This is a genomic window from Hydrocarboniclastica marina, assembly GCF_004851605.1.
Classification (GTDB): domain Bacteria; phylum Pseudomonadota; class Gammaproteobacteria; order Pseudomonadales; family Oleiphilaceae; genus Hydrocarboniclastica; species Hydrocarboniclastica marina.
Window position 1 is genome coordinate 1,553,968 of the sequence record NZ_CP031093.1, and the last position, 21,448, is coordinate 1,575,415.

Sequence of the window (21,448 nt, forward strand, 5' to 3'; positions counted from 1 at the left end):
ATGTGGTTGAGGTCCGGGGCGGAGTGTCAACTGCGTAGCGAAGAACAACAAAAACGGTCGTAGTGGAGGACGCATGGACGAGCACCTTGATCACGAAGCCCTGGCAGAGCTCAGGGAAGTGATGGAAGAAGATTTTGAAACACTCCTGGGAACCTATCTCAACGATTCCCGTATGCGTATCTCGGCCCTCGCGGACGCCGCCGAAGCAGGCAACCCCGAGCTATACGCGCGGACCGCCCACAGTCTCAAAGGCAGCTGTATCAATATTGGTGCGATGCGGCTGGGACAGCTCTGCGCCGGCGCGGAACGTACAGGCCGTAGCGGAGACCTGGGCGGCGCCCAGAAAGATCTTCAGGTTATCCAGTCAGAATTCGAGATTGTCGCCGAGCAATTGAATTCCTACATCCACCATTGAGCTTCGGCTATCTCGGGAGAGTGCTTCTGGGATCTAGCCCAACCTCTGCTGGCACTGATCTTGCTAACTAACAGGAAAGATCATTTTCCCTGCTGCAAGAGGCAAATTTCTGCCATGGTTGAATCCGCGTTATTACCTGACATCACCCGCGTCAAACCCGACAAATCATCTTCCCCGCGGAGCGCTGCTGGTCCGGCCGAGCCCGGCGCTTTTGAAAAGGTTCAGGCAGATCTGTCCGAAGCCAACCGGAAGCCCGGGCGCGCTGATCAGGCTCGTCCTGAAAACCAGCGTCCTGACAAGGCCGGGCCGGAGGACGTCGCCGCCAAGAAAGAGAAAGCCACGACTGATGCAGAAGAGCCGGCGGCCAAGCGCCCGGGTGAGCCTGCGGCGAAATCATCGGCAAAACCCGCTGCAAAAGCAGTTGCAGCGGAAGAGAAGCTCCCGGTTGAATCGCCCGACGAAGTTGAAGCAATCGACGGCGTTCTGGCGTTGTTCATGCCCGCCGCGCAGCCGGTCACCAGCGGCAACGCTTTGCCATCAGTAGCTGCGCCTGCGGTTGCGGGGTCTGCAGGCAGTGCCCGGGAGTTCTTCCTGCAGATGGCGCAAGGTGGCGCAGCGGTGAAGCCCGGTGAAGGCGCGGCTGCCAATACCATGACAGCGATTGATCCCCAGGCATTCAAGGCGACCCTGGCGGAAGCGGCAGACGGCAAACTTGCACAATCGCTCGAAACGCCCGGCATCAGTTTGACGACGGGTGCCCGTGGCGCGGAGATTCGGGAAGGTTCGGCTGTCATCCGGCAATACTCAACCACCGTCGACACACCTGTTCAACAGGGGGACTGGGGCGACAAGATGGCGGGCAAAATATCCTGGCTGGCGAGTCAGCGCATCTCCCTGGCCGAGATACACGTGAATCCGGCGGATCTGGGGCCGGTGGACGTGCGCGTCAGTGTTCAGAATGATCAGGCTTCCGTTTCTGTCCACGCCGCAAACCCGACGGTGCGCGATCTCCTCGAACTCCACGGAAACCGGCTCCGCGACATGATGCAGGAGAACGGAATGAACCTGGCCAGGATGGACGTTTCCGACCAGCCAGCCGGACAGCAGCGTCAGGCGCAAGGGGAAAGCGATGACGGCGGCCAACAGAGCCGGTCCGGCGCTGACGGTGATACGCTGGGTGAGCTCAGCGGAGACGCCGTGAATACGGGCGAGTTGCATGTCCAATGGCGCAGTCAGGTTGATACCTACGCTTGAACAAACGTGTGACACCTGAAACCTGACACCTGAGCCCGACATCTCAATCGCTGGGCCAGGACACGCCAACCACTTTAATGCCCCGCCTCTGCCAGATGCCGGTTGCTGACGCCTCCCAAGAGGCGCCTGTTCCGCATCTGCCAGAGGTTTTTGCCTGTCTGTTCTATACTAATGACCCGCGCGGGTTCTCCTCGCTACGGAACGCGAGCGCTTGATTCAGTTGGGAGCTGGCACGACCTTTGCTCCTCCTCTTCCAAACCACGTAGATGCGCCGGATTTCTGACATGGCCGAAAAAAAGTCGTTAAAAACCATCCTGATTGCTGCAGTATTGGTAATCGTCGCCGTTGCGATATCCGTCGGGGCGACCATGTTTGTATTGTCGGGGTCGAATGACGAGGCAGAGGGCGAGGAGGCTCAAGCGGAAACGGTGGTGCCCGAGCCCCTGCAATATTTCTCCTTTCCGAAAGCGTTCGTGACCACAGTCGCCAGCGAAAACCGTGCTCGGCATCTTCAGGTTTTTGTGGCGCTGGCGTACAGGGACTCCGCGGTCGAGGCCGCACTTAACACCCATGCGCCGCTTTTAAGAAGCCGCCTGTTGGCCTTGTTCGGCCGCGGGGATTACATGGCGCTACAGAGCGCCGACGGTCGTGAAGCATTGAAGGCCGAAGCGCTGCAGGTCCTCAATGATACACTCGCAGCGGAAGGCGCGGCGCCGGTCGAGCGGGTGTTATTTACCAACTTTGTCTTGCAGTGATGACTTTTTTTGCGGGCGCTCATGCGTGACGTTCGCTATATGACGGGACGATAAACTATGCAGGACCTGTTGTCTCAGGACGAGATCGACGCACTCCTACACGGAGTCGACGATGGCGATATCGATACCGAGGACCACTCGGAACCTGGTGGTGTCAAGCAGTATGACCTGGCCACGCAGGACCGGATCGTTCGTGGGCGGATGCCGACTCTTGAGATGATCAACGAGCGGTTTGCCCGGTACACCCGTATCAGCCTCTTCAACCTGATGCGCAGAAACGCCGACGTCTCGACCGGCGGCATTCAGATCATGAAGTTCGGTGAATACATCCACACGCTCTACGTGCCTACAAGTCTTAACCTGGTCAAGATACGGCCCTTGCGCGGCACTTCGCTGTTTATCATGGACGCCAAGCTGGTGTTCAAGCTGGTGGATAACTTTTTCGGCGGTGATGGTCGCCATGCCAAGATTGAGGGTCGGGAGTTTACACCGACTGAAATCCGTATCGTTCAGATGGTGCTCGAGCCCGTCTTTAAGGACATGAAAGAAGCCTGGAGTCCGGTGTTCAAAGTCGAATTCGACTACATGAGTTCCGAGGTCAACCCGTCCATGGCCAACATCGTCAGCCCGAGTGAAGTGGTCGTTGTCAGTACCTTCCACATAGAGCTCGATGGCGGCGGCGGCGAGTTGAATGTCGCCATTCCCTATTCGATGATTGAGCCCATCCGGGAAATCCTCGATGCCGGTGTTCAGAGTGACATGGATGAAGTGGATGAGCGTTGGGTAAATGCTCTGCAGCGGGACGTGATGGACGTGCAGGTGCCCATAAAAACAACCGTTGTGAAGCGTCAGATCTCGTTACGGGACGTCGCCAAGCTCAACGCGGGCGATATCATCCCCGTGGAAATGCCGGAGCATGTAACGCTGTCGGCCAACGGGGTACCGGTATACAACGCAAAATTGGGAACCCGTGACGGTAACCTGGCCTTGAAAGTGACCGGACGGGCCGACCTGGCAAGATTGGTAAAATCAGGAAAGGTAAAGAAAAATGGCTGACGAAGAGAAGAAAAAAGCTGGCGAGATGAGCGAAGACGAAAAACTCGCCGCCGAATGGGAAGCAGCCATGGAAGAAACCGGAGACGGCCAGGACGGGGACGACGATGATTGGGGCGCCGCACTGGCGCAGCAGTCCGCCGCGGAATCTAAAGAACAACAGGGCGGGGCGGCCAAAGGAGGCCAGAAAAACGTGCAAAGCGCACCAATGGAAGAGTTTGAAGAGTCAACCCTACCTGCAAACGGTACACACCCGGACCTGGATGTCATCCTCGACATCCCCGTAACGATCTCCATGGAAGTGGGGAACAGCAGTATTCCGATCCGCAATCTCCTGCAGCTCAACCAGGGCTCTGTGCTCGAGCTTGACCGTCTGGCCGGCGAACCTCTGGACGTCCTGGTGAACGGTATGCTCATAGCCCACGGCGAGGTGGTCATGGTAAACGAGAAGTTCGGCATCCGGCTGACGGATGTTATCAGTCCATCAGAACGCATTCGAAAGTTGACCAAATGACGCTAACGAAACACATGGGCTTGCCTTACGGTCGCATTGGGCTGTGTATCGCGTTTCTCATTGCCAGCATGGGCCCGGCCTGGGCGGCCGAGCCGAAGGCTGCGCCCGCACCGTCGACGCCCTGGGAGAACATGAGTAGCGTGGCTCTGGGCCTGCTCGCCGTGCTTGCGGTGATATTTTTATCGGCCTGGCTGGTCCGTCGCCTGCAGGGCATGCAAGGTCCCAACAACAATGCCGTAAAAACAATTGCGGTGTTGCCGGTCGGGCAACGGGAACGTATTGCCTTGCTGGAAGTCGGGGGGACTCAGTTACTGGTCGGTATCACTGCCCAATCCATCAGAACGCTTCACGTCTTTGACGAGCCTGTCGTTGATGCCGCGGGCACCGGCGGCAACGGCGATTTCGCGTCAAGATTGCAGGCCATGCTGTCGAAGGGCGTTGTCAATCAGGGCCGCGGAACCAAACAGAAAGGGAACACGGAGTGAGGGTCGGGCGGCGGTTGTTAGTTGGCGTGTTTACCATTCTTGTGGGGCTGCTTCTGGTTGCGCAGCCGGCCTTTGCCGCACCCGAAGGGATACCCGCATTCACCGTGACGCCAGGGGAAGACGGTACCGAGCAGTATTCGGTAACCCTGCAGGTCCTCTTCCTCATGACGGCACTGTCGTTTCTGCCGGCGTTCGTGATGATGATGACCTCTTTCACCCGGATCATCGTGGTCTTTGCGATCCTCCGCCAGGCCATCGGGCTGCAGTCCACGCCGTCCAACCAGATCCTGCTGGGGTTGGCGCTTTTTCTGACTATTTTTATCATGACGCCGGTGCTGGAGCAGGTAAATGAGCAGGCGTTGCAGCCTTACATGGCTGAGGAGCTGGAACCTTTGGAGGCATTGGAGCGAGCCAGCCTGCCGTTCCGGGAGTTCATGCTTTCCCAGACGCGCGAAGCCGACCTGGCGATGTTTATCCGCATCGCGGACGCCACCTACGAAACCCCGGAAGACGTCTCATTCTGGGTTCTGATGCCCGCTTTCGTGACCAGTGAGCTCAAGACCGCTTTTCAGATCGGCTTTATGCTTTTCATACCTTTCCTTGTCATCGACATGGTGGTGGCCAGCGTTCTGATGGCCATGGGTATGATGATGCTGTCGCCCGTTATCATCTCCCTGCCGTTCAAGATCATGCTGTTTGTTCTGGTGGACGGCTGGTCGATGATTATGGGTACACTCGCGGCGAGCTACGGGATGTAGTCCGCCTTACGCACGGAGGTATCGGATGTCGCCTGCAACCGCCGTTGACCTCATCCGCGACGGGATGAGTCTGATTGTGCTTATGGCCCTGGTTATCATCGGGCCCGGGCTTATCGTTGGCCTCATCGTCAGCGTTTTTCAGGCCGCCACCCAGATCAACGAGCAGACACTCAGCTTCCTGCCGCGCCTGATCGTAACCTTGCTGGTGATCATGGTGATGGGCCCCTGGATGCTTGATCGGCTGCTGGACCACTTCAACGGCATCCTCATGGACATTCCGGGCCTTATCGGGTGAGGGCGGGCTATGCCTCTTGAGATCAGTGCGGACCAGATCGGGCAATGGGTGGGTGGTCACCTCTGGCCACTCTTCCGCATCGCCAGTTTTCTCATGGTGATGCCCGTAATCGGGACCAATCTGGTGCCGGTGCGAGTCCGCATGGGGCTGGCCCTTCTCATTACCATTATCGTCGTACCGCTGATTGGCCCCGTGCCCGCCGTAGATCCTCTCTCCGCAACGGCCGTACAGATAACACTCCAGCAGATCCTCATCGGTACTGCCATGGCTTTCGCTGTGACGTTGCTGATGCAGGTGTTTATCGTGGCAGGCCAGATTATCGCCATGCAGATGGGGCTTGGGTTCGCCTCCATGATGGACCCGTCCAACGGCGTTCAGGTTACTGTTCTGTCCCAGTTCTATCTGGTGGCGGTCACGCTGGTGTTTCTGGCACTGAACGGTCATCTGGTCGTTATTGAGAGCCTGATAGAAAGCTTTCGCGTTATGCCGGTAGCAGCCGATGGGCTTAGCCTCAACAGCATCTGGGCGCTCATTGTCCGGATAAGCTGGGTCTTTTCTGCAGCGATGCTTGTTGCATTGCCGGCTGTGACTGCGGTCCTGATTGTGTATCTCTCTTTCGGCGTGATGACCCGCGCCGCGCCTCAGATGAATATTTTCGCGATTGGCTTTCCTATCTCGCTGCTGTTCGGGCTTTTTGCTACCTGGGTGCTCCTGGGCGGGTTGGCGCCCAAGTTCATGGCCCTGAGCGAAAATACCTTCATGTTCCTGCGCCAGCTCCAGACGGGGCTGTGACTATGCCAGGGGCTGTGACTATGCCATGGGCTGTGACTATGACAGGGGTTATGGCCATGACGGAGGACTGCTGAAGGATGGCTGAAGACAGCAGTGGCGGTCAGGAAAAAACCGAAGACCCGACCCAGCGACGCCTCGACAAATCCCGTGAGGACGGCCAGGTCGCCCGCTCTCGCGAACTTGGCACAATGGCCGTACTCATGACCGGGGCGGCGGGCCTGATGATCTTCGGCGGCTCCATCGGTAGCGGCATGATGGACATCATGCGGGACAACTTCGCGCTTTCCCGGTCTGCCATCGAACAGCCGGGCCAGATGATGGAGCACCTGCGCGATGCCGGGTGGCACATGGGGCTACTGACGCTGCCGTTGCTGGTTATCCTGTCGATCTCAGCCATTGTTGGCACCATCGGCATTGGCGGCATACTGCTGAGCGGTAAAGCCTTACTGCCCAAATTCAGCCGGATGAATCCCGTTAGCGGGCTGAAAAAAATGATCGGCCCTAACTCCCTAGTGGAACTGGTCAAAAGTATCGCCAAGGTTTCATTGGTGCTTACCATTGCGCTCACGGTACTCAACATGCGAGTTGAAGACCTGCTGGCAATGGAATGGGAAGCGCCCGAGCCTGCGATAGAACATATGCTCTGGACGGTGGGCTGGACGTTTTTCCTGCTTTCCTGCTCGATGATCCTGGTAGCAGCGATTGATGTTCCCTTCCAGATTTATAGCCATCAGAAAAAACTCAAGATGACCAAGCAGGAGGTCAAGGATGAGTTCAAAGAGACGGAAGGTAAGCCTGAAGTCAAAGGGCGCATCCGCCGCCTGCAAATGGAGATGTCCCAGCGGCGGATGATGCAGGACGTACCAACAGCCGATGTCGTCATTACCAACCCGACCCACTACGCCGTCGCCCTGAAGTATGATGCCAAGAGCATGGGCGCGCCAATTGTGGTCGCCAAGGGCGCTGACGAAATCGCCCTGACGATAGGGCGTATTGCTCGCGAGAATAAAGTCGAACTGTTGCAGTCGCCGCCGCTGACCCGCGCTATTTACCATTCCACGGAGATTGGTGGCGAGATTCCGGGCGGCCTGTATATCGCCGTAGCTCAGGTACTGGCATACCTCTACCAACTGAGGCAGTACCGCCGGGGGCAGGGCGACCGCCCACCGAAGCCTGATACACCGATACCCGATGAGCTCAGGCGCGACAGCTGACGCCACAAGACTATTGGTGCTCAGGCCCGATAACATTTCCCGCCCCAATCTGACAGCACCCGCACGGCGTGAGTACGGGTTGGTACGCATCTTGCGATACTCCTCCTGAAGCTGCCCTGGCGTCAAAAAACCGGCAGCGCTTTTTCTGATTCAGGTGGAGTGAGCGGTTAGATGCAACGGGCTGCCGTATTCAACAACATGAGAACCATGGCGCACGGGAACCTGGGTATACCCCTGATGGTTATCGTGCTGCTGGGCATGATGACGTTGCCCGTCCCGGTATTCCTGCTGGATGTGCTGTTCACCTTCAATATTGTGCTTTCCCTCGTGGTCTTGCTGGTCTGTGTCTATGCGATGCGCCCCATGGATTTTGCCGCCTTCCCCACGGTATTGCTGATTGCGACCCTTCTGCGCCTCGCTCTGAACGTCGCCTCAACCCGTATCGTTCTCATGAATGGCCACGAAGGCGGAGATGCTGCCGGTAAGGTAATTGAGTCTTTTGGCGCGGTGCTGATCGGCGGCAACTATGCCGTCGGTATTGTCGTTTTTGCCATCCTGATGATCATCAACTTCGCTGTTGTGACCAAAGGCGCGGGCCGGGTTTCGGAAGTTAGCGCGCGTTTCACCCTCGATGCGATGCCCGGCAAGCAAATGGCCATTGACGCCGACCTCAACTCGGGGCTGATCGACCAGGATGAAGCCCGGCTCCGGCGCGAGGAGGTAGGCCAGGAAGCTGACTTCTACGGCTCGATGGACGGTGCCTCCAAGTTTGTTCGCGGCGATGCGATCGCCGGCCTGCTGATACTGTTCATTAACCTGATTGGCGGTATCGCCATCGGCATGGCTCAACACAGCCTCAACTTTTCCAGTGCGGTTGAAACCTATGCGCTGCTGACCATTGGTGATGGGCTTGTCGCCCAGATTCCTTCATTGCTGTTGTCCACCGCTACCGCCATTATTGTGACCCGCGTGGGCAAGGCCCAGGATATGGGCACCCAGGTGCTGGGGCAGCTGTTTACCGCGCCGCGAGCACTGGCTATCAGCGGCGGTATCCTGGTGCTGATGGGTCTGATTCCCGGCATGCCGCATGTGGCGTTTCTGAGCATGGGCGGCGGTGCTGTCTGGATCGCCTGGTGGATCAAGCGCAAAGCTGACCAGGCGGTTGAGGAGGACGCAGAAGTGTTCCCTCAGCGTGCATTGCCAGGGCAACCCAAACCCAAGAGTCTCGCTGGCCCAGTCTCCGGCGAGGCCTTGCCGGCGCCGGGCGAATCCCGGGAGCTGGGTTGGGACGACGTAGTCACTGTCGACATCATTGGCCTCGAGGTCGGCTATCGCCTAATCCCGCTGGTCGACAAATCCCAGGGCGGTCAGCTGCTGACACGCATCAAAGGCGTTCGGAAGAAGCTGTCGCAGGATCTGGGCTTTCTCATGCCGTCAGTCCATATCCGGGATAACCTGGACCTGATGCCAAACGTCTACCGCATTACCCTGATGGGCGTCACCCTGGCCGAAGCCGAAATTCATCCGGAACGTGAACTCGCGATCGACCCCGGTCAGGTTTTTGGCAAGGTTGAGGGTATTGCCGGCAAAGACCCGGCGTTCGGGCTGGATGCAACCTGGATCGATGCGAGTCAGCGCGACCAGGCCCAGACTCTGGGGTACACGGTAGTGGATGCCAGCACTGTCGTAGCCACACACCTGAACCAGATCCTGCAGAAACATGCTCACGAGTTGCTCGGCCATGAAGAGGTCCAGAAATGGCTGGATCAGTTGGAGAAGATGTCGCCAAAACTGTCCGAAGAGCTTATTCCAAATACTTTATCTATCAGTCTGTTGCTTAAGGTTCTTCAGAATCTGCTTTTGGAAGAGGTGCCGATTCGCGATATGCGCAGCATCGCTGAGGCAATCGTCAACGTGCAGCCACGCAGCCAGGATCCTCAGGCGCTGACCAGTGCAGCCCGACTGTCGCTGCGTCGGCTGATTATTCAGAGCATCTGCGGAAACGAATCAGATATACCGGTCATTACGCTTGATCCACAGTTGGAACAGATGTTGCTTAAGTCTAGGCAACAGAGTCAACAATCCGGCAGTGGTGATGAAATAGGGCTGGTACTGGAGCCCAACCTGGTGGAGAAGCTGCAGAGCTCGTTAAGAGACGCAGCCCAGCGCCAGGAAATGCTCGGCAAACCCGCCATCCTGTTGGTTTCCGCGCCGCTCAGGCCGGTGTTGGCCAGGTTCGTGCGATTCGGTATAGAGCGTCTGTATGTGCTTTCTTACCAGGAAATGCCGGACAACAAGCAGATTACCATCGTCTCGTCAGTCGGCCAGTAAGCTGATGTGTAGCAGGAGTGAGTCATGAAGGTTAAACGTTTCTTTGCCCCGAGTATGGCCCAGGCCCTTCGGCTGGTTCGTGATGAAATGGGGTCGGACGCAGTGATCCTGTCGAACCGTCGTGTCGACAATGGCGTTGAGATCGTGACGGCACTCAACTATAACGAAGGTGAGGTACGCGCGCAGTTTGGCGTGCCTGATCCTGCGGCTCTTAACAGTGGTCGGGTAGCGGCGCTTCAGGCCGAGCACCATTTGCGCCTGGAAGGGGAGCTGGGCCGTGCGCGCAGCCACATTCGGGACGTTCGTGAGCGTGCCACTGCCCGCCAGAACCCCTCTGTGGCAGCTGCCACGCCGGCTGCCCAGCCAGAGCCGGTTGCTCCAGCGGCTCCGGCAGCTGTGGACCCGGTTCAGCCGGAAGCCTGGGCCGAGATGCGTGCAGAAATTCATTCCCTGCGAGAGCTTTTGCAGGGCCGCGCATCCGCCCCTGCTTCTTCGGCTCTGTCCGAGCGTGTGTCGCTGGTTGAGAAGCGTTTGCAGGAAAGGCTGCAGGACCTGGGACTGAGCCGCGAGTTAAGCGGCAGCCTCGCTGGCGAGCACGCCCAGGGCCGTCTGGATAATAGCTGGAAGTCGGCGCTCAAAGGCATCGCCACCTCCCTGGTGGCCGAAGGACGGGAGTGGATGGATCGCGGCGGTATTTACGCCATGGTCGGGGCCACCGGCGCCGGCAAGACCACAACTCTTGGCAAACTTGCGGCCCGCTATGTGCTGAAGTACGGCGCCGATTCGGTTGCCCTGATCACAACTGACCGCTACCGGGTCGCCGCACACGAGCAGCTGTTTGTGTTCGGGCGTATCCTCGGTGTGCCGGTGCGGGTGGTGGACGAATCCAATAACCTGGACAGCTTGCTGGACGAGCTTTCCGACAAGCGGCTGGTTCTGATCGATACCGCCGGACTCAATGCCAGCGATCGTGGTTGGCAGGAGCAAATGGATGAGCTGGCCAGCAGCCGGCACCCGATCCAGACTTATCTGCTGATGGCCGCGACCAGCCAGGCCCGAATTATGAAATCGACCTGGCATTTGTATAAGATGATGGGGCTCGCTGGCTGCGTCATCACCAAGCTGGACGAGGCTCTGACCGTCGGTGAGGTGCTTGAATTTATCATGGACAGCCAATTGCCCATGGCCTACTACACGGACGGCCAGAAGATTCCCCAGGATCTTCATCGCGCTGGAGCCGGTGCATTGGTTAAGCTGGCTGTTCGGCGGTTGCAGGCGCTGGCTGAAACTCCGCCACTCCTGTCAAAGGGAGCCTGAGACTGAAACGCCAGTCTGCGGCACCACAGTCGATGTAACGGCAAGCGTAGTCCGGCAGGCGATGCACCCGAGCATGAGCGACCCGATGGGTCCAGCGCCGGCTATCAATTCACAGACTAGTTGCGAGAGACAGCGCCCGGAATGAGCAGATCACACCCGGTACAAGTTATAGCCGTCAGTGGCGGTAAAGGCGGCGTCGGCAAGAGTAATGTCTCCGTCAATCTCGCCATCTCGCTGGCCGAAATGGGCCGGCGGGTCGTGGTCATGGACGCCGATCTCGGTCTGGCCAATCTTGATGTCCTTCTTGGGCTGACCACCAACCGTACTCTTGAAGATGTGCTGGAGGGCCACTGCAGCCTGCGGGACGTCATGGTGCCAGGTCCCGCCGGTATCCGTATCGTGCCTGCTTCGTCGGGCACCCAGCGCATGACTCAGTTGAGCAACCTTGAGCACGCCGGCGTCATCAATGCGTTCAGCGAACTGGGCGACGACATCGACGTTCTTATCGTCGACACGGCCGCGGGCATCTCGGAAAGCGTCGTCAGCTTTCTCCGCGCGTCCCAGGAAATTCTGCTGGTGGTGTGCGATGAGCCAACGTCGATCACCGACTGCTATGCCCTCATCAAACTGATGAACCGGGACTACGGCACCCACCGGTTTCGGGTACTTGCCAACATGGTGCGAACGCCTCAGGAAGGCAAGGTGCTGTATGACAAACTGGCGCGCGTGACCGAGCGCTTTCTCGATGTTGCGCTACAATACGTGGGCAGCCTGCCGCTGGACGAGGCGGTACGCAAGGCTGTCCAGAAGCAGAAGGCCTTCGTCGATGTCTATCCCCGTGCCAAGGCTTCTCAGGCCATGCGCTCTATTGCGCAGAAGGTCGATAACTGGCCGCTACCGTCAACACCGCGGGGCCATCTTGAGTTCTTCGTGGAACGTCTTGTGCAGGGTTAGTCTGGCACTTGCATCAGCTGGATCTTCAGTCGGGTCAGGCCAGAAACGGTTAAAGGGCGGAGCCCCTGGATTGTTGTATTCGCACGCACAATAGCGGAAAGTCGGGAACCATGACGTCGCCGAAAAATCTCGAACTTTACAAGCGTAACGGTCGTTCCCATGCAGATGAGATGGTCCGTGAGCACACGCCTCTGGTAAAGCGGATTGCGCTCCACCTTCTCGGCAGATTGCACGATTCAGTGCAGCTGGATGACCTCATGCAGGCAGGCATGATCGGTTTGCTGGAAGCTGTCGGCAAATATGACCCGACCCAGGGAGCTTCTTTTGAAACCTACGCGGGTATTCGCATCCGCGGGGCGATGGTTGATGAAATCCGTCGTGGCGACTGGGTGCCTCGTTCAGTTCATCGCAACGCCCGTAAAATTGCGCAGGCTATCCGCACTGTCGAGGAGCGGGAAGGGCGGGATGCCCGTGATAAAGAAGTCGCCGCAGAGCTGAATATGTCGCTGGATGAGTATTACAGCTGCATCAGCGATGCGAGCAGCGGCAAACTCTTCAGTCTTGACGAAATGGAAGAGACCGGTGACGCGCCGATAGTGCTCGACGATAGCGAGGAAGGCGATCCGCTAGATGCGTTGCAGTCCAGCAGTTTCCGGGTTGGTCTCGCCCGGGCTATTGAAAGCCTGCCTGAGCGTGAGTGCCTCGTGCTTGGGCTTTACTACCAGGAAGAGCTCAACCTCAAGGAAATCGGCGCCGTGCTTGGTGTTAGTGAATCCCGCGTCAGCCAGATTCATAGTCAGGCGACAATGCGCCTGAAGGCCAGGATGAGCGACTGGCAAGAATAAACTGAAACCAACCCCTTCCGTACTGAAGTTATTGGCCATCTGGCCGCTATTACTTCCATAGAATCAGACTACCCGAACCCATGCTTGCCGCTCTGGCGTCAGGGGCACAAATACCGTGCGCCTGAAACGAATATTAGCGCATTTTTTACAATGACTTACTGGATACCCGGCAGCAACCGACTAGACTGAACAGGACACTAGGTATTGCTGTCCCGCTTTGACTGTGTGGAGGTCGCATTGGACAAGAACATGAAGATCCTAATCGTGGACGATTTTTCGACCATGCGCAGAATTATCAAGAACCTGTTGCGGGATCTTGGCTTTACCAACACGGATGAGGCCGATGACGGCAACTCCGCGTTGCCTATGCTCAAATCGGGCCGCTATGACTTCCTGGTGACAGACTGGAACATGCCGGGCATGACCGGACTGGATCTGCTCAAGCACGTACGTGCTGATGACAACCTGAAGCACTTACCGGTGCTTATGGTAACCGCCGAAGCGAAGCGGGAGCAGATCGTAGCGGCTGCTCAGGCCGGCGTGAATGGCTACGTCGTGAAGCCGTTTACGGCGGCGGTGCTGAAAGAGAAGATCGAGAAAATTTTCGAGCGGATCCAATCCTGACGCGTGGGCTAGTACAGCATGAGTAAGAAACAACAGCAGCGCGCTCTGGATAACGCGTTTGAGGAACAACTACGCGAACAGTCGAGCAGGCTTCAGGTTGCGTTAGACAGCGGCGACATGACTGCCGCCCTTCAGGTCGTGGCCGAGCTGGGCTCAGCACGGGACCAGAAGCTCTACCAGGAAGTCGGCCGGCTGACGCGCAGTCTCCATGAGTCGATCAGAAATTTCCAGATCGATGCCCAGAACACGGAACAGGTCGAAGCGCTGTCAAAAATGACTGACGCGTCCGACCGCCTGGGTTACGTCGTCGAAATGACCAGCAAGGCCGCCAATACGACCCTGGACCTGGTGGAAGAAACCATGCCCATGGCTTCCCGTATCAAGGAAGACGCTGAAGCCATACGCAAAGACTGGGCGAGATTACGCCGGCGGGAAATGAAACCGGCGGAGTTCCGGGAACTGTACGGGCGTATCGATCTGTTTCTTGATCGGCTTTCGTCGGATGCCGACAAGGTCTACGCCAGCCTTTCGAACATATTGATGGCCCAGGACTTCCAGGACTTGACCGGCCAGGTCATCGCGAAAGTGACCAACCTCGTCAAGGAAGTCGAGGAGAGCCTGGTAGGTCTTGTGGTGATGGCCGGCAGCGTCGACAAACTGACCGGCATCGTTCACGAAGGTCTTGAAAAAAGCACGGCCCCGGCAGATAGCCTGCAAGGCGAAGGTCCGCAAATGCACGCGCAGGAGCGGGAAGATACCGTCTCCAACCAGGATGATGTCGACGACCTCTTGTCCAGTCTCGGATTCTGAACCGCTTTCCTGAGGAGTAACTGCATGGCCTTCAATGCAGACGAAGAAATACTGCAAGACTTTCTGATCGAAGCGGGCGAGATAATTGAGCAGCTGTCCGAGCAGTTGGTAGAGCTGGAACGGGATCCGGAGAATCGGGACCTGCTCAATGCTATTTTTCGCGGGTTCCATACCGTCAAGGGCGGTGCGGGCTTCCTTCAGCTTGACGCACTCGTTGAGTGCTGCCACATCGCCGAGAACGTCTTCGATACGTTGCGTAACGGCAAGCGAAGGGTCGATTCCGAACTGATGGATGTGGTGCTCCAGGCCTTGGACACCGTCAACACCCAGTTCGATGAGGTCCGTAATCAGCAGCCATTGACGCCGGCCGATCCCGCCTTGCTGGCGGCACTGGACCGTTACACCGCGCCTGCCGGCGATGAACCCGAGCCGGAAGCCGCACCCGTAGCGCCAGAGGAGCCAGCCGAAGTTAGTGCTGCAGAAGGCGACATAACAGACGACGAGTTCGAGGCATTGCTTGACGCACTTGAAGACGAGAAGCCTTCTGCTGGGGCCTCGGACACAGGCGATGAAATCACCGACGACGAGTTCGAGTCCCTGTTGGATGAGCTCCACGGCGCGGGCAAGCACCAGGGGCCGCCAACTGCCGAGCCTGAAAATGGTTTGGCCGGCAGCGGTGCTAGCCAGGATGCAGGCGGCGACATAACGGATGACGAGTTTGAAGCGCTGCTAGACCAGTTGCATGGCAAAGGGCAGTTCGTGCCCGACACCGCCTCTGCCAGTGGCGCGGTACCCGCCGGTGACGCGACCGGTGGAAGTGGATCAGTCGCCGACATCATCAACGATGATGATTTCGAGTCCCTGCTGGATGAGCTTCACGGAAGCGGCAAAAGCCCCACCGCGGCGGCTCCAGGCAAACCCGCGGCAAAGCCCGGCGCGGCGCCCGGGGCTAATGTCCAGCCGGCCACGGCCAGAGCCCACCCAAACGCTGGTGCTCAGACACCGGCGAATGCCCACGCGCCTGCCAATGCTGCTGCCAAGGATGCGCCCGCGGCTGAAACCACGGTTCGTGTCGACACCCGGCGACTTGACGACATCATGAATATGGTGGGAGAGCTGGTGCTAATCCGAAACCGGCTCAAGCGCCTGAGCGACGAAGTCGAAGACGAGCGGGTCCATAAAACCGTAGCCAGCCTGGATGTGGTCACGGGCGATTTGCAGTCTGCGGTGATGCAGACGCGCATGCAGCCGATCAAGAAGGTGTTTGGTCGTTTCCCGCGCGTGGTCCGGGACCTTGCCCGCAGTCTGAAAAAAGAAATCAATCTCACCATGAGCGGCGAAGAAACCGACCTCGACAAGAACCTCGTAGAGGCCTTGTCCGATCCGCTGGTTCACCTTGTCCGCAACGCCGTGGATCACGGCATAGAAATGCCGGCGGACCGAGAGGCGAAAGGCAAGCCGCGCACGGGTACCGTCACGCTCTCTGCGGAACAGGAAGGCGACCACATTCTCCTTGTGATCGAGGACGACGGCGCTGGCATGGACGCGGCTGTTTTACGCCGTAAAGCCGTCGAAAAAGGCCTGCTTGAGCAGGAGGCGGCGGACCGTCTGACCGAGAACGAATGCTTCAACCTCATTTTCGCACCCGGCTTCTCCACCAAGGACATGATTTCCGATGTGTCTGGTCGGGGCGTCGGTATGGATGTGGTGAAAACCAAAATCAGTCAGCTCAATGGAACGCTTTTCGTTGATTCTGAACTCGGCCGTGGTTCGCGCATAGTGATCAAGGTCCCGTTGACCCTGGCAATAATGCCGACCCTGATGGTCAAGCTCGGCGAGCAGCCGTTTGCCCTGCCGCTCGTCAACGTGGTCGAGATATTCCATCTGGACCTGACCCGCAAGAATATCGTCGACGGGCGCGAATGTATCGTTGTGCGCGAACGGGTGTTCCCGCTGTTCCATCTGAAGCGTTGGCTGGTCAAAGGCGGTCAGAGCAATTCCGACTCGACCAATGCTCATGTGGTTATTGTTGCCATTGGTACCAAACAGGTCGGGTTCGTTGTGGATCAGCTGGTTGGCCAGGAAGAAGTTGTGATCAAACCGCTCGGCAAAATGCTGCACGGTACGGCCGGAATGTCTGGTGCCACGATTACCGGCGATGGTCGCATAGCGTTGATTATCGATGTGCCGAGCCTCTTGCAGCACTACGCCTGACACGAATGCAGTGCCCAGCTCCCGGCAGCCGCACGGTATTGCATGCTTAACTGAAAAATAGGGCCGACTGCAGATGGCCCGTCGATGGAGCGTGAAATGACAGTGTCCGTCCTGGTCGTCGACGATTCGGGTTTCTTCCGGAAGCGCCTGACAGAAATACTCAACGGCGTCGAAGGTATCCGGGTCATCGGCACAGCCAGTAACGGCCGAGAGGGGATCGAGCAGGTGGCCAGACTGCGGCCGGATGTCGTGACCATGGACTATGAGATGCCGGTGATGAACGGCATCGCCGCTGTGCGCGAAATCATGCGGACCTGTCCGACGCCCGTGCTGATGTTCTCGTCGCTGACCTACGAAGGCGCCCGGGTCACACTTGACGCACTTGAAGCCGGTGCGGTGGACTTCCTGCCCAAGAATTTCGAAGAGATCACCAGTTCCAGTAGCGAACTTCAGCGGATACTTGCGCGCCGAATCCTGGATGTCGCCCGTAGTCGGGTTGGTCAGGGCAAAAGTGTTCGGCCGGGTGTGTCTGAAAACGCTCCCGCAGAAGTGCCGGCACAGCAACACCCAGTTCAGCCTGCAGCCCGAAAAGACACCCGGCCGACGCCACAGCCACAGGAACACAAGACTGCTGCTGTGCGCCAGCCCGCATCGGGTCGTGCGCCCGCCGCGCGGCCCGCGCGCGTGACGCCGCCTGCCAGCTATTGCGTCGTCGCCATAGGCACATCAACCGGTGGTCCGGTCGCCTTGCAGCGCGTGCTGACCCGGCTCCCGGCGAATTTTCCGGTGCCTATCGTGCTGGTGCAGCATATGCCTGCAACCTTTACCCCGGCTTTCGCCGATCGGCTCGACAAGATGTGCCAGATCGAAGTCCGGCAGGCGGAGAACGGTGACGAGCTTCGCCCGGGCGTCGCGCTTCTGGCGCCTGGAGGAAGCCAGATGATGGTCGAGAAGAAGGGGCGTTATGGCCAGGTACGGATTCTGCCGGCAGATAACCGGGTCAACTATAAGCCAAGCGTCGATATCACGTTTGGCTCGCTCGCCCGCGCATGGCCCGGCAAAACGCTTGCGGTCATCCTCACGGGGATGGGCGCCGACGGCCGGGAAGGCTGCCGCATGATGAAAGAGTCGGGCTCGGTCGTCTGGGCCCAGGATGAGAAAACGTCGGTTATCTATGGCATGCCCATGGCGGTTGCCCAGGCCGGGCTTGTAGATGAGGTTCTGCCCCTGGATTCCGTTTCAATCCGGCTGGTTGAGGCCGTACGCGCATGACAGCAGTAACGGCTTTCCGGCGGGAGCGCTGAAATGGATATTCTGAGCCTGATAGGCGTTGTTCTGGCGTTTGCGGCCATTCTCGGTGGCAATCTGTTGGAAGGCGGCACGCTTGCCATGCTCTTCAACGGTCCAGCGGCGATCATTGTCATAGGCGGCACGCTTGCGGCAATCATCATCCAGACGCCCCGTCCAGTGCTGGTCCGGGCCGGAAAAATTTTCGGCTGGATTTTCATGCCGCCCTACCTTGCGCCCGAGGAAGGTCTCGATAAAGTCATAGGCTGGAGCCTGCGCTCGCGGAAAGAGGGCCTTTTGGGGCTCGAAAGCCTGGCGGACTCCGAGCCGGAGCCCTTTGCCCGCAAAGGGCTTCAGGTGTTGGTTGACGGCTCCGAGCCCGAAGCCGTGCGTGCCATCCTCGAAGTGGAACTTGAGTTCGGCGAAGAGCGCGATCTGGACGCCGCCCGCGTCTTCGAAGCCATGGGTGGGTATTCTCCGACAATCGGCATTATCGGTGCCGTCATGGGCCTGATCCAGGTCATGACGAACCTGGAAGATCCGGCCACGCTTGGCAGCGGGATAGCGACAGCGTTTGTGGCGACCATCTACGGCGTGGCCTTCGCCAACCTTCTGTTATTTCCCATCGCCAGCAAACTGCGCAGTCTGGTGCGGCAGCGCTCCCGTTACCAGGAGATGATGATCGACGGACTGATGGCCGTGGCTGAAGGCGAGAATCCGCGTTCGATAGAACTCCGCCTGCGCGGGTATTTGCAATAGTATGCGTGCGCGTCGGCGAGCCAGGGCGCCTGATGAAACCCAGAGCCGCGAGCGTTGGCTGATCTCCTATGCGGACTTTATAACGCTGCTTTTCGCGTTTTTTGTGGTGATGTATTCCGTATCCTCAGTCAACGAGGGCAAGTACAAAGTGCTCTCGGAGACCCTCGAAGGCGTGTTCAACGCGCCAGCCCGAACCCTCAACCCCATACCTCTGGGCGATCACCGCCCCGGTGACTCATCGGCCGACAGTAATCCTGCGCAGGAGCTCGCGCCGGTCACGGTCAGACCTACCGACCCCGCTGGCATGGAGCGACGCCGCACCGAAGCTTTGAAAAGCATCGCTGATGAATTTGCCGGCAAGTTCAATGTTCTGATGTCCCAGGGACTGGTTACCGTCGACCGGACAGATGAATGGATCGCGCTGACCCTGAGGGACTCGCTGCTGTTCAGTAGCGGCGAAGCGGAACCTCATTACGACGCGTTTGCTGTGATCGAATCGATCGCTGCGATACTCAGCGAGCATGACAACGCTGTTGTGGTCGAGGGGTTTACCGACAATGTGCCTATTCGTACCGCAGGTTTTGCGTCCAACTGGGAGCTGTCCGCCGCCCGTGCGGCTGCCTTGGTTCGCTTGTTGGCGGCGGAGGGCATCAAGCCCGAGCGTCTCGCTGCAGTAGGCTATGGCGAGTTCCAGCCGGTCGCCCGCAATGATACCGCCGACGGACGAAAACGGAACCGACGCGTAGTGCTATTGGTGTCCCGCGATAACGCGGTGCGAGGCGTGGTGCGATAGGGTCCTGCGCATCGACACGCTTTTCCCTGTGACTGGCATGATACTTGTAAGCTCTGTCAAAACTATCCGATTAAACTAAATTTTGACGGAATCATGCCGCTAAGAAAGGTGTCCCCTCGGGCTTGCTCAACAGCCGGGCGGCGGACGAAAGTCGGCAAGCAGTCATGGGAGTGAGCGTGTGAGAATCTGGGCAGTTGCGAACCAGAAAGGTGGCGTCGGCAAGACCACCACCGTGGTGACGCTCGGCGGCCTTCTGGCGGAGCAGGGCAAGCGGGTATTGCTGATGGACCTGGATCCTCACGGCTCCCTGACCAGCTATTTCGGGCATGACCCTGACACGTTGGGCGCGACCGCATTCGATCTGTTTCAGCACGAGGGAAAAGTCCCCGAGGATCTGCCCGGGCAGCTCGTCATGCCAACCGGTTTCGACAATCTTTCGCTGCTACCGGCATCAAGTGCGTTGGCAACGCTTGAGCGGCGCATGGTCGGTGTCAGCGGCATGGGCCTGGTCATTTCCAGAACCCTGGCGCTGCTGTGGGACGATTTTGATTTTGTCCTGATCGACAATTCTCCGTCTCTGGGCGTGCTGATGATCAATTCGCTTGCTGCCGCACAGCATCTGCTGATTCCCGTTCAGACCGAGTTTCTCGCCTTGAAGGGGCTTGAGCGCATGCTACATACGCTGCAGATGGTGATGCGCTCGCAGCAGGGCAATGCGCTGCAGTACACCATTGTTCCGACGATGTTTGACCGCCGCACCCAAGCGTCAATAAAAAGCCTTCACGCTATGCAGCGCGACCATGGGGATCAGGTCTGGCGCTTTGCGATTCCGGTGGATACCCGCTTCCGGGATGCCAGCAGCGCCGGAAAGCCTGCGTCAGTTCTGGCGCCGGGTACCCACGGCGTTCGGGCATACCGGCGGTTGCTAGCGGATATTCGAACTCGGCTTCAGGCCGCCGGGGCACCGCTTTCTGCCGCTGCCAAGAAATTGGCATAGTGACAATTTTTCCTAATCTATCAGGTAAGCTCGCGTGAATAACAACCGCTCCCAGCCTAATCGGTCAGCGTCCTCGCATACCGAGGCCGCGCTCGCCGACTATCTGCAGGATTTGCTGTTGCCTCAACAACAGGAGATACCGCCACCTGTCCAGCAAGTGCAGTGGGCGGAGCCGCCTGTCCTTGATCCGCGGGTTTTCCGGGTAGCGCCAGCTGCTGCCGAGCCTGAAGTAGTTGTCACCAGAGCGCCCACCAAGCCCGAGCTGGAAACAGAACCGGTGCGTACCGTGAAACCGCTTGTGGCCAAGGCGACCGTTTCAGCACCAGCACCAGCACCAGCACCAGCACCTGCGGCAGCCCGGGTGACCACACCGCTGGCTATTGACGTGGCCACAATTGTGCCGCGGGTGGCAAAGGCGCCAGAACCACTCACGCCTGCCGAGGTAAAACCCGCCGCAGTGCCGGAAGTGCGGCAGAACCGCTGGGTCGACGGACGGCCGGAATGGGCGCAGAACCCATTTGATTGTCTGCTCTTTTCCGTGGGTGGGCTGAAGCTTGCGGTTCCGCTGGTACTGCTCGGCGCGGTGCATCCGCTTGATACTGAATTAACGCCTCTGTTTGGCCGGCCTAAATGGTTCATGGGCCTGTTGACCCGGAATGAGCGTAACGTCCGCGTGGTCGACACGGCCCAATGGGTAATGCCAGACCGCTATCGCAGCGACGGTCAGTCGAGCTATGGCTTTGTGATCCGACTTGATAATAGCGAATGGGGGCTCGCCTGTGACGAGGTGGCGCAGTCGTTCCGGCTCAAGCCCGAGCAGGTGAAATGGCGCAGCGAAGACAGCCGCAGGCCCTGGCTCGCCGGAACCGTCAAGAGCCAGATGTGCGCGCTGCTCGATGTCGGACGTTTCGCCCGCATGCTCGAACAGGCTGAGAAAACTCGCAAGTTCGACCTGCAGGCCTGACGGCGATCCTACTGCTTT

Annotated in this window: 22 protein-coding genes; all 22 read left to right on the forward strand. The window is 58.6% G+C overall.

Annotated features, from left to right (window positions below):
• Positions 1-73: 73 nt before the first annotated feature.
• The 22 genes from soil367_RS06910 to soil367_RS07015 all read left to right on the forward strand — a co-directional run bounded on the left by soil367_RS06910 (position 74) and on the right by soil367_RS07015 (position 21,430).
• A complete protein-coding gene (locus soil367_RS06910) occupies positions 74-415 on the forward strand; it encodes an Hpt domain-containing protein (protein WP_136548199.1) in 342 nt (113 codons plus the stop codon).
• Between the two features lie 114 nt (positions 416-529).
• Positions 530-1,669, forward strand: a complete 1,140-nt coding sequence (locus tag soil367_RS06915; protein WP_136548201.1) for a flagellar hook-length control protein FliK — start codon at positions 530-532, stop codon at positions 1,667-1,669.
• A 284-nt stretch (positions 1,670-1,953) separates the two neighbouring features.
• Positions 1,954-2,424 (forward strand): flagellar basal body-associated FliL family protein, encoded by a 471-nt coding sequence (locus soil367_RS06920; protein ID WP_172962292.1) that lies wholly within the window; start codon positions 1,954-1,956, stop codon positions 2,422-2,424.
• 57 nt (positions 2,425-2,481) lie between these two features.
• Complete coding sequence (fliM, locus tag soil367_RS06925; protein ID WP_136548205.1) at positions 2,482-3,480, forward strand: flagellar motor switch protein FliM; 999 nt, start codon at positions 2,482-2,484, stop codon at positions 3,478-3,480.
• Positions 3,473-3,991, forward strand: coding sequence for a flagellar motor switch protein FliN (gene fliN, locus soil367_RS06930; protein ID WP_136548207.1), 519 nt, complete (start codon positions 3,473-3,475; stop codon positions 3,989-3,991). Before fliM ends, fliN begins: the two co-directional genes overlap by 8 nt.
• Positions 3,988-4,476, forward strand: coding sequence for a flagellar biosynthetic protein FliO (gene fliO / locus soil367_RS06935; RefSeq protein ID WP_246065573.1), 489 nt, complete (start codon positions 3,988-3,990; stop codon positions 4,474-4,476). Before fliN ends, fliO begins: the two co-directional genes overlap by 4 nt.
• Positions 4,477-4,502: 26 nt before the next feature.
• Positions 4,503-5,234, forward strand: a complete 732-nt coding sequence (gene fliP / locus soil367_RS06940) for a flagellar type III secretion system pore protein FliP (protein WP_246065574.1) — start codon at positions 4,503-4,505, stop codon at positions 5,232-5,234.
• A 25-nt stretch (positions 5,235-5,259) separates the two neighbouring features.
• The gene (gene fliQ / locus soil367_RS06945; protein WP_136548211.1) at positions 5,260-5,529 is read left to right on the forward strand and encodes a flagellar biosynthesis protein FliQ; all 270 of its coding nucleotides are present in this window, start codon (positions 5,260-5,262) and stop codon (positions 5,527-5,529) included.
• A gap of 9 nt (positions 5,530-5,538) precedes the next feature.
• Complete coding sequence (gene fliR / locus soil367_RS06950; RefSeq protein WP_136548213.1) at positions 5,539-6,321, forward strand: flagellar biosynthetic protein FliR; 783 nt, start codon at positions 5,539-5,541, stop codon at positions 6,319-6,321.
• Between the two features lie 77 nt (positions 6,322-6,398).
• Positions 6,399-7,535, forward strand: coding sequence for a flagellar biosynthesis protein FlhB (gene flhB, locus soil367_RS06955; RefSeq protein WP_136548215.1), 1,137 nt, complete (start codon positions 6,399-6,401; stop codon positions 7,533-7,535).
• A gap of 171 nt (positions 7,536-7,706) precedes the next feature.
• Positions 7,707-9,866, forward strand: a complete 2,160-nt coding sequence (gene flhA / locus soil367_RS06960) for a flagellar biosynthesis protein FlhA (protein WP_136548217.1) — start codon at positions 7,707-7,709, stop codon at positions 9,864-9,866.
• A gap of 24 nt (positions 9,867-9,890) precedes the next feature.
• Entirely contained in the window at positions 9,891-11,183 is a 1,293-nt protein-coding gene (flhF, locus tag soil367_RS06965; RefSeq protein WP_136548219.1) for a flagellar biosynthesis GTPase FlhF, read from the forward strand.
• 141 nt (positions 11,184-11,324) lie between these two features.
• On the forward strand, positions 11,325-12,137 hold the full coding sequence (locus soil367_RS06970; protein ID WP_136548221.1) for a MinD/ParA family protein: 813 nt from the start codon (positions 11,325-11,327) through the stop codon (positions 12,135-12,137).
• Between the two features lie 170 nt (positions 12,138-12,307).
• Positions 12,308-12,982: an RNA polymerase sigma factor FliA gene (locus tag soil367_RS06975; RefSeq protein WP_425459977.1), complete on the forward strand. Its 675-nt coding sequence runs from the start codon at positions 12,308-12,310 to the stop codon at positions 12,980-12,982.
• Positions 12,983-13,219: 237 nt separating this feature from the next.
• Positions 13,220-13,606 carry a chemotaxis response regulator CheY gene (cheY, locus tag soil367_RS06980; protein WP_136548224.1) on the forward strand — a complete coding sequence of 129 codons (387 nt, stop codon included), beginning with the start codon at positions 13,220-13,222 and terminating at the stop codon, positions 13,604-13,606.
• Positions 13,607-13,624: 18 nt separating this feature from the next.
• Positions 13,625-14,416, forward strand: coding sequence for a protein phosphatase CheZ (locus tag soil367_RS06985; protein ID WP_136548226.1), 792 nt, complete (start codon positions 13,625-13,627; stop codon positions 14,414-14,416).
• Between the two features lie 24 nt (positions 14,417-14,440).
• Positions 14,441-16,630, forward strand: a complete 2,190-nt coding sequence (locus soil367_RS06990; RefSeq protein ID WP_136548228.1) for a chemotaxis protein CheA — start codon at positions 14,441-14,443, stop codon at positions 16,628-16,630.
• 96 nt (positions 16,631-16,726) lie between these two features.
• Positions 16,727-17,902, forward strand: a complete 1,176-nt coding sequence (locus soil367_RS06995; protein WP_136548230.1) for a protein-glutamate methylesterase/protein-glutamine glutaminase — start codon at positions 16,727-16,729, stop codon at positions 17,900-17,902.
• A 33-nt stretch (positions 17,903-17,935) separates the two neighbouring features.
• Positions 17,936-18,676 (forward strand): flagellar motor protein, encoded by a 741-nt coding sequence (locus soil367_RS07000; RefSeq protein WP_136548232.1) that lies wholly within the window; start codon positions 17,936-17,938, stop codon positions 18,674-18,676.
• A gap of 1 nt (position 18,677) precedes the next feature.
• A complete protein-coding gene (motD, locus tag soil367_RS07005) occupies positions 18,678-19,469 on the forward strand; it encodes a flagellar motor protein MotD (RefSeq protein ID WP_136548234.1) in 792 nt (263 codons plus the stop codon).
• A gap of 178 nt (positions 19,470-19,647) precedes the next feature.
• A complete protein-coding gene (locus soil367_RS07010; protein ID WP_136548236.1) occupies positions 19,648-20,466 on the forward strand; it encodes a ParA family protein in 819 nt (272 codons plus the stop codon).
• Between the two features lie 34 nt (positions 20,467-20,500).
• The gene (locus soil367_RS07015) at positions 20,501-21,430 is read left to right on the forward strand and encodes a chemotaxis protein CheW (RefSeq protein ID WP_136548238.1); all 930 of its coding nucleotides are present in this window, start codon (positions 20,501-20,503) and stop codon (positions 21,428-21,430) included.
• The last annotated feature ends 18 nt before the right edge of the window (positions 21,431-21,448 follow it).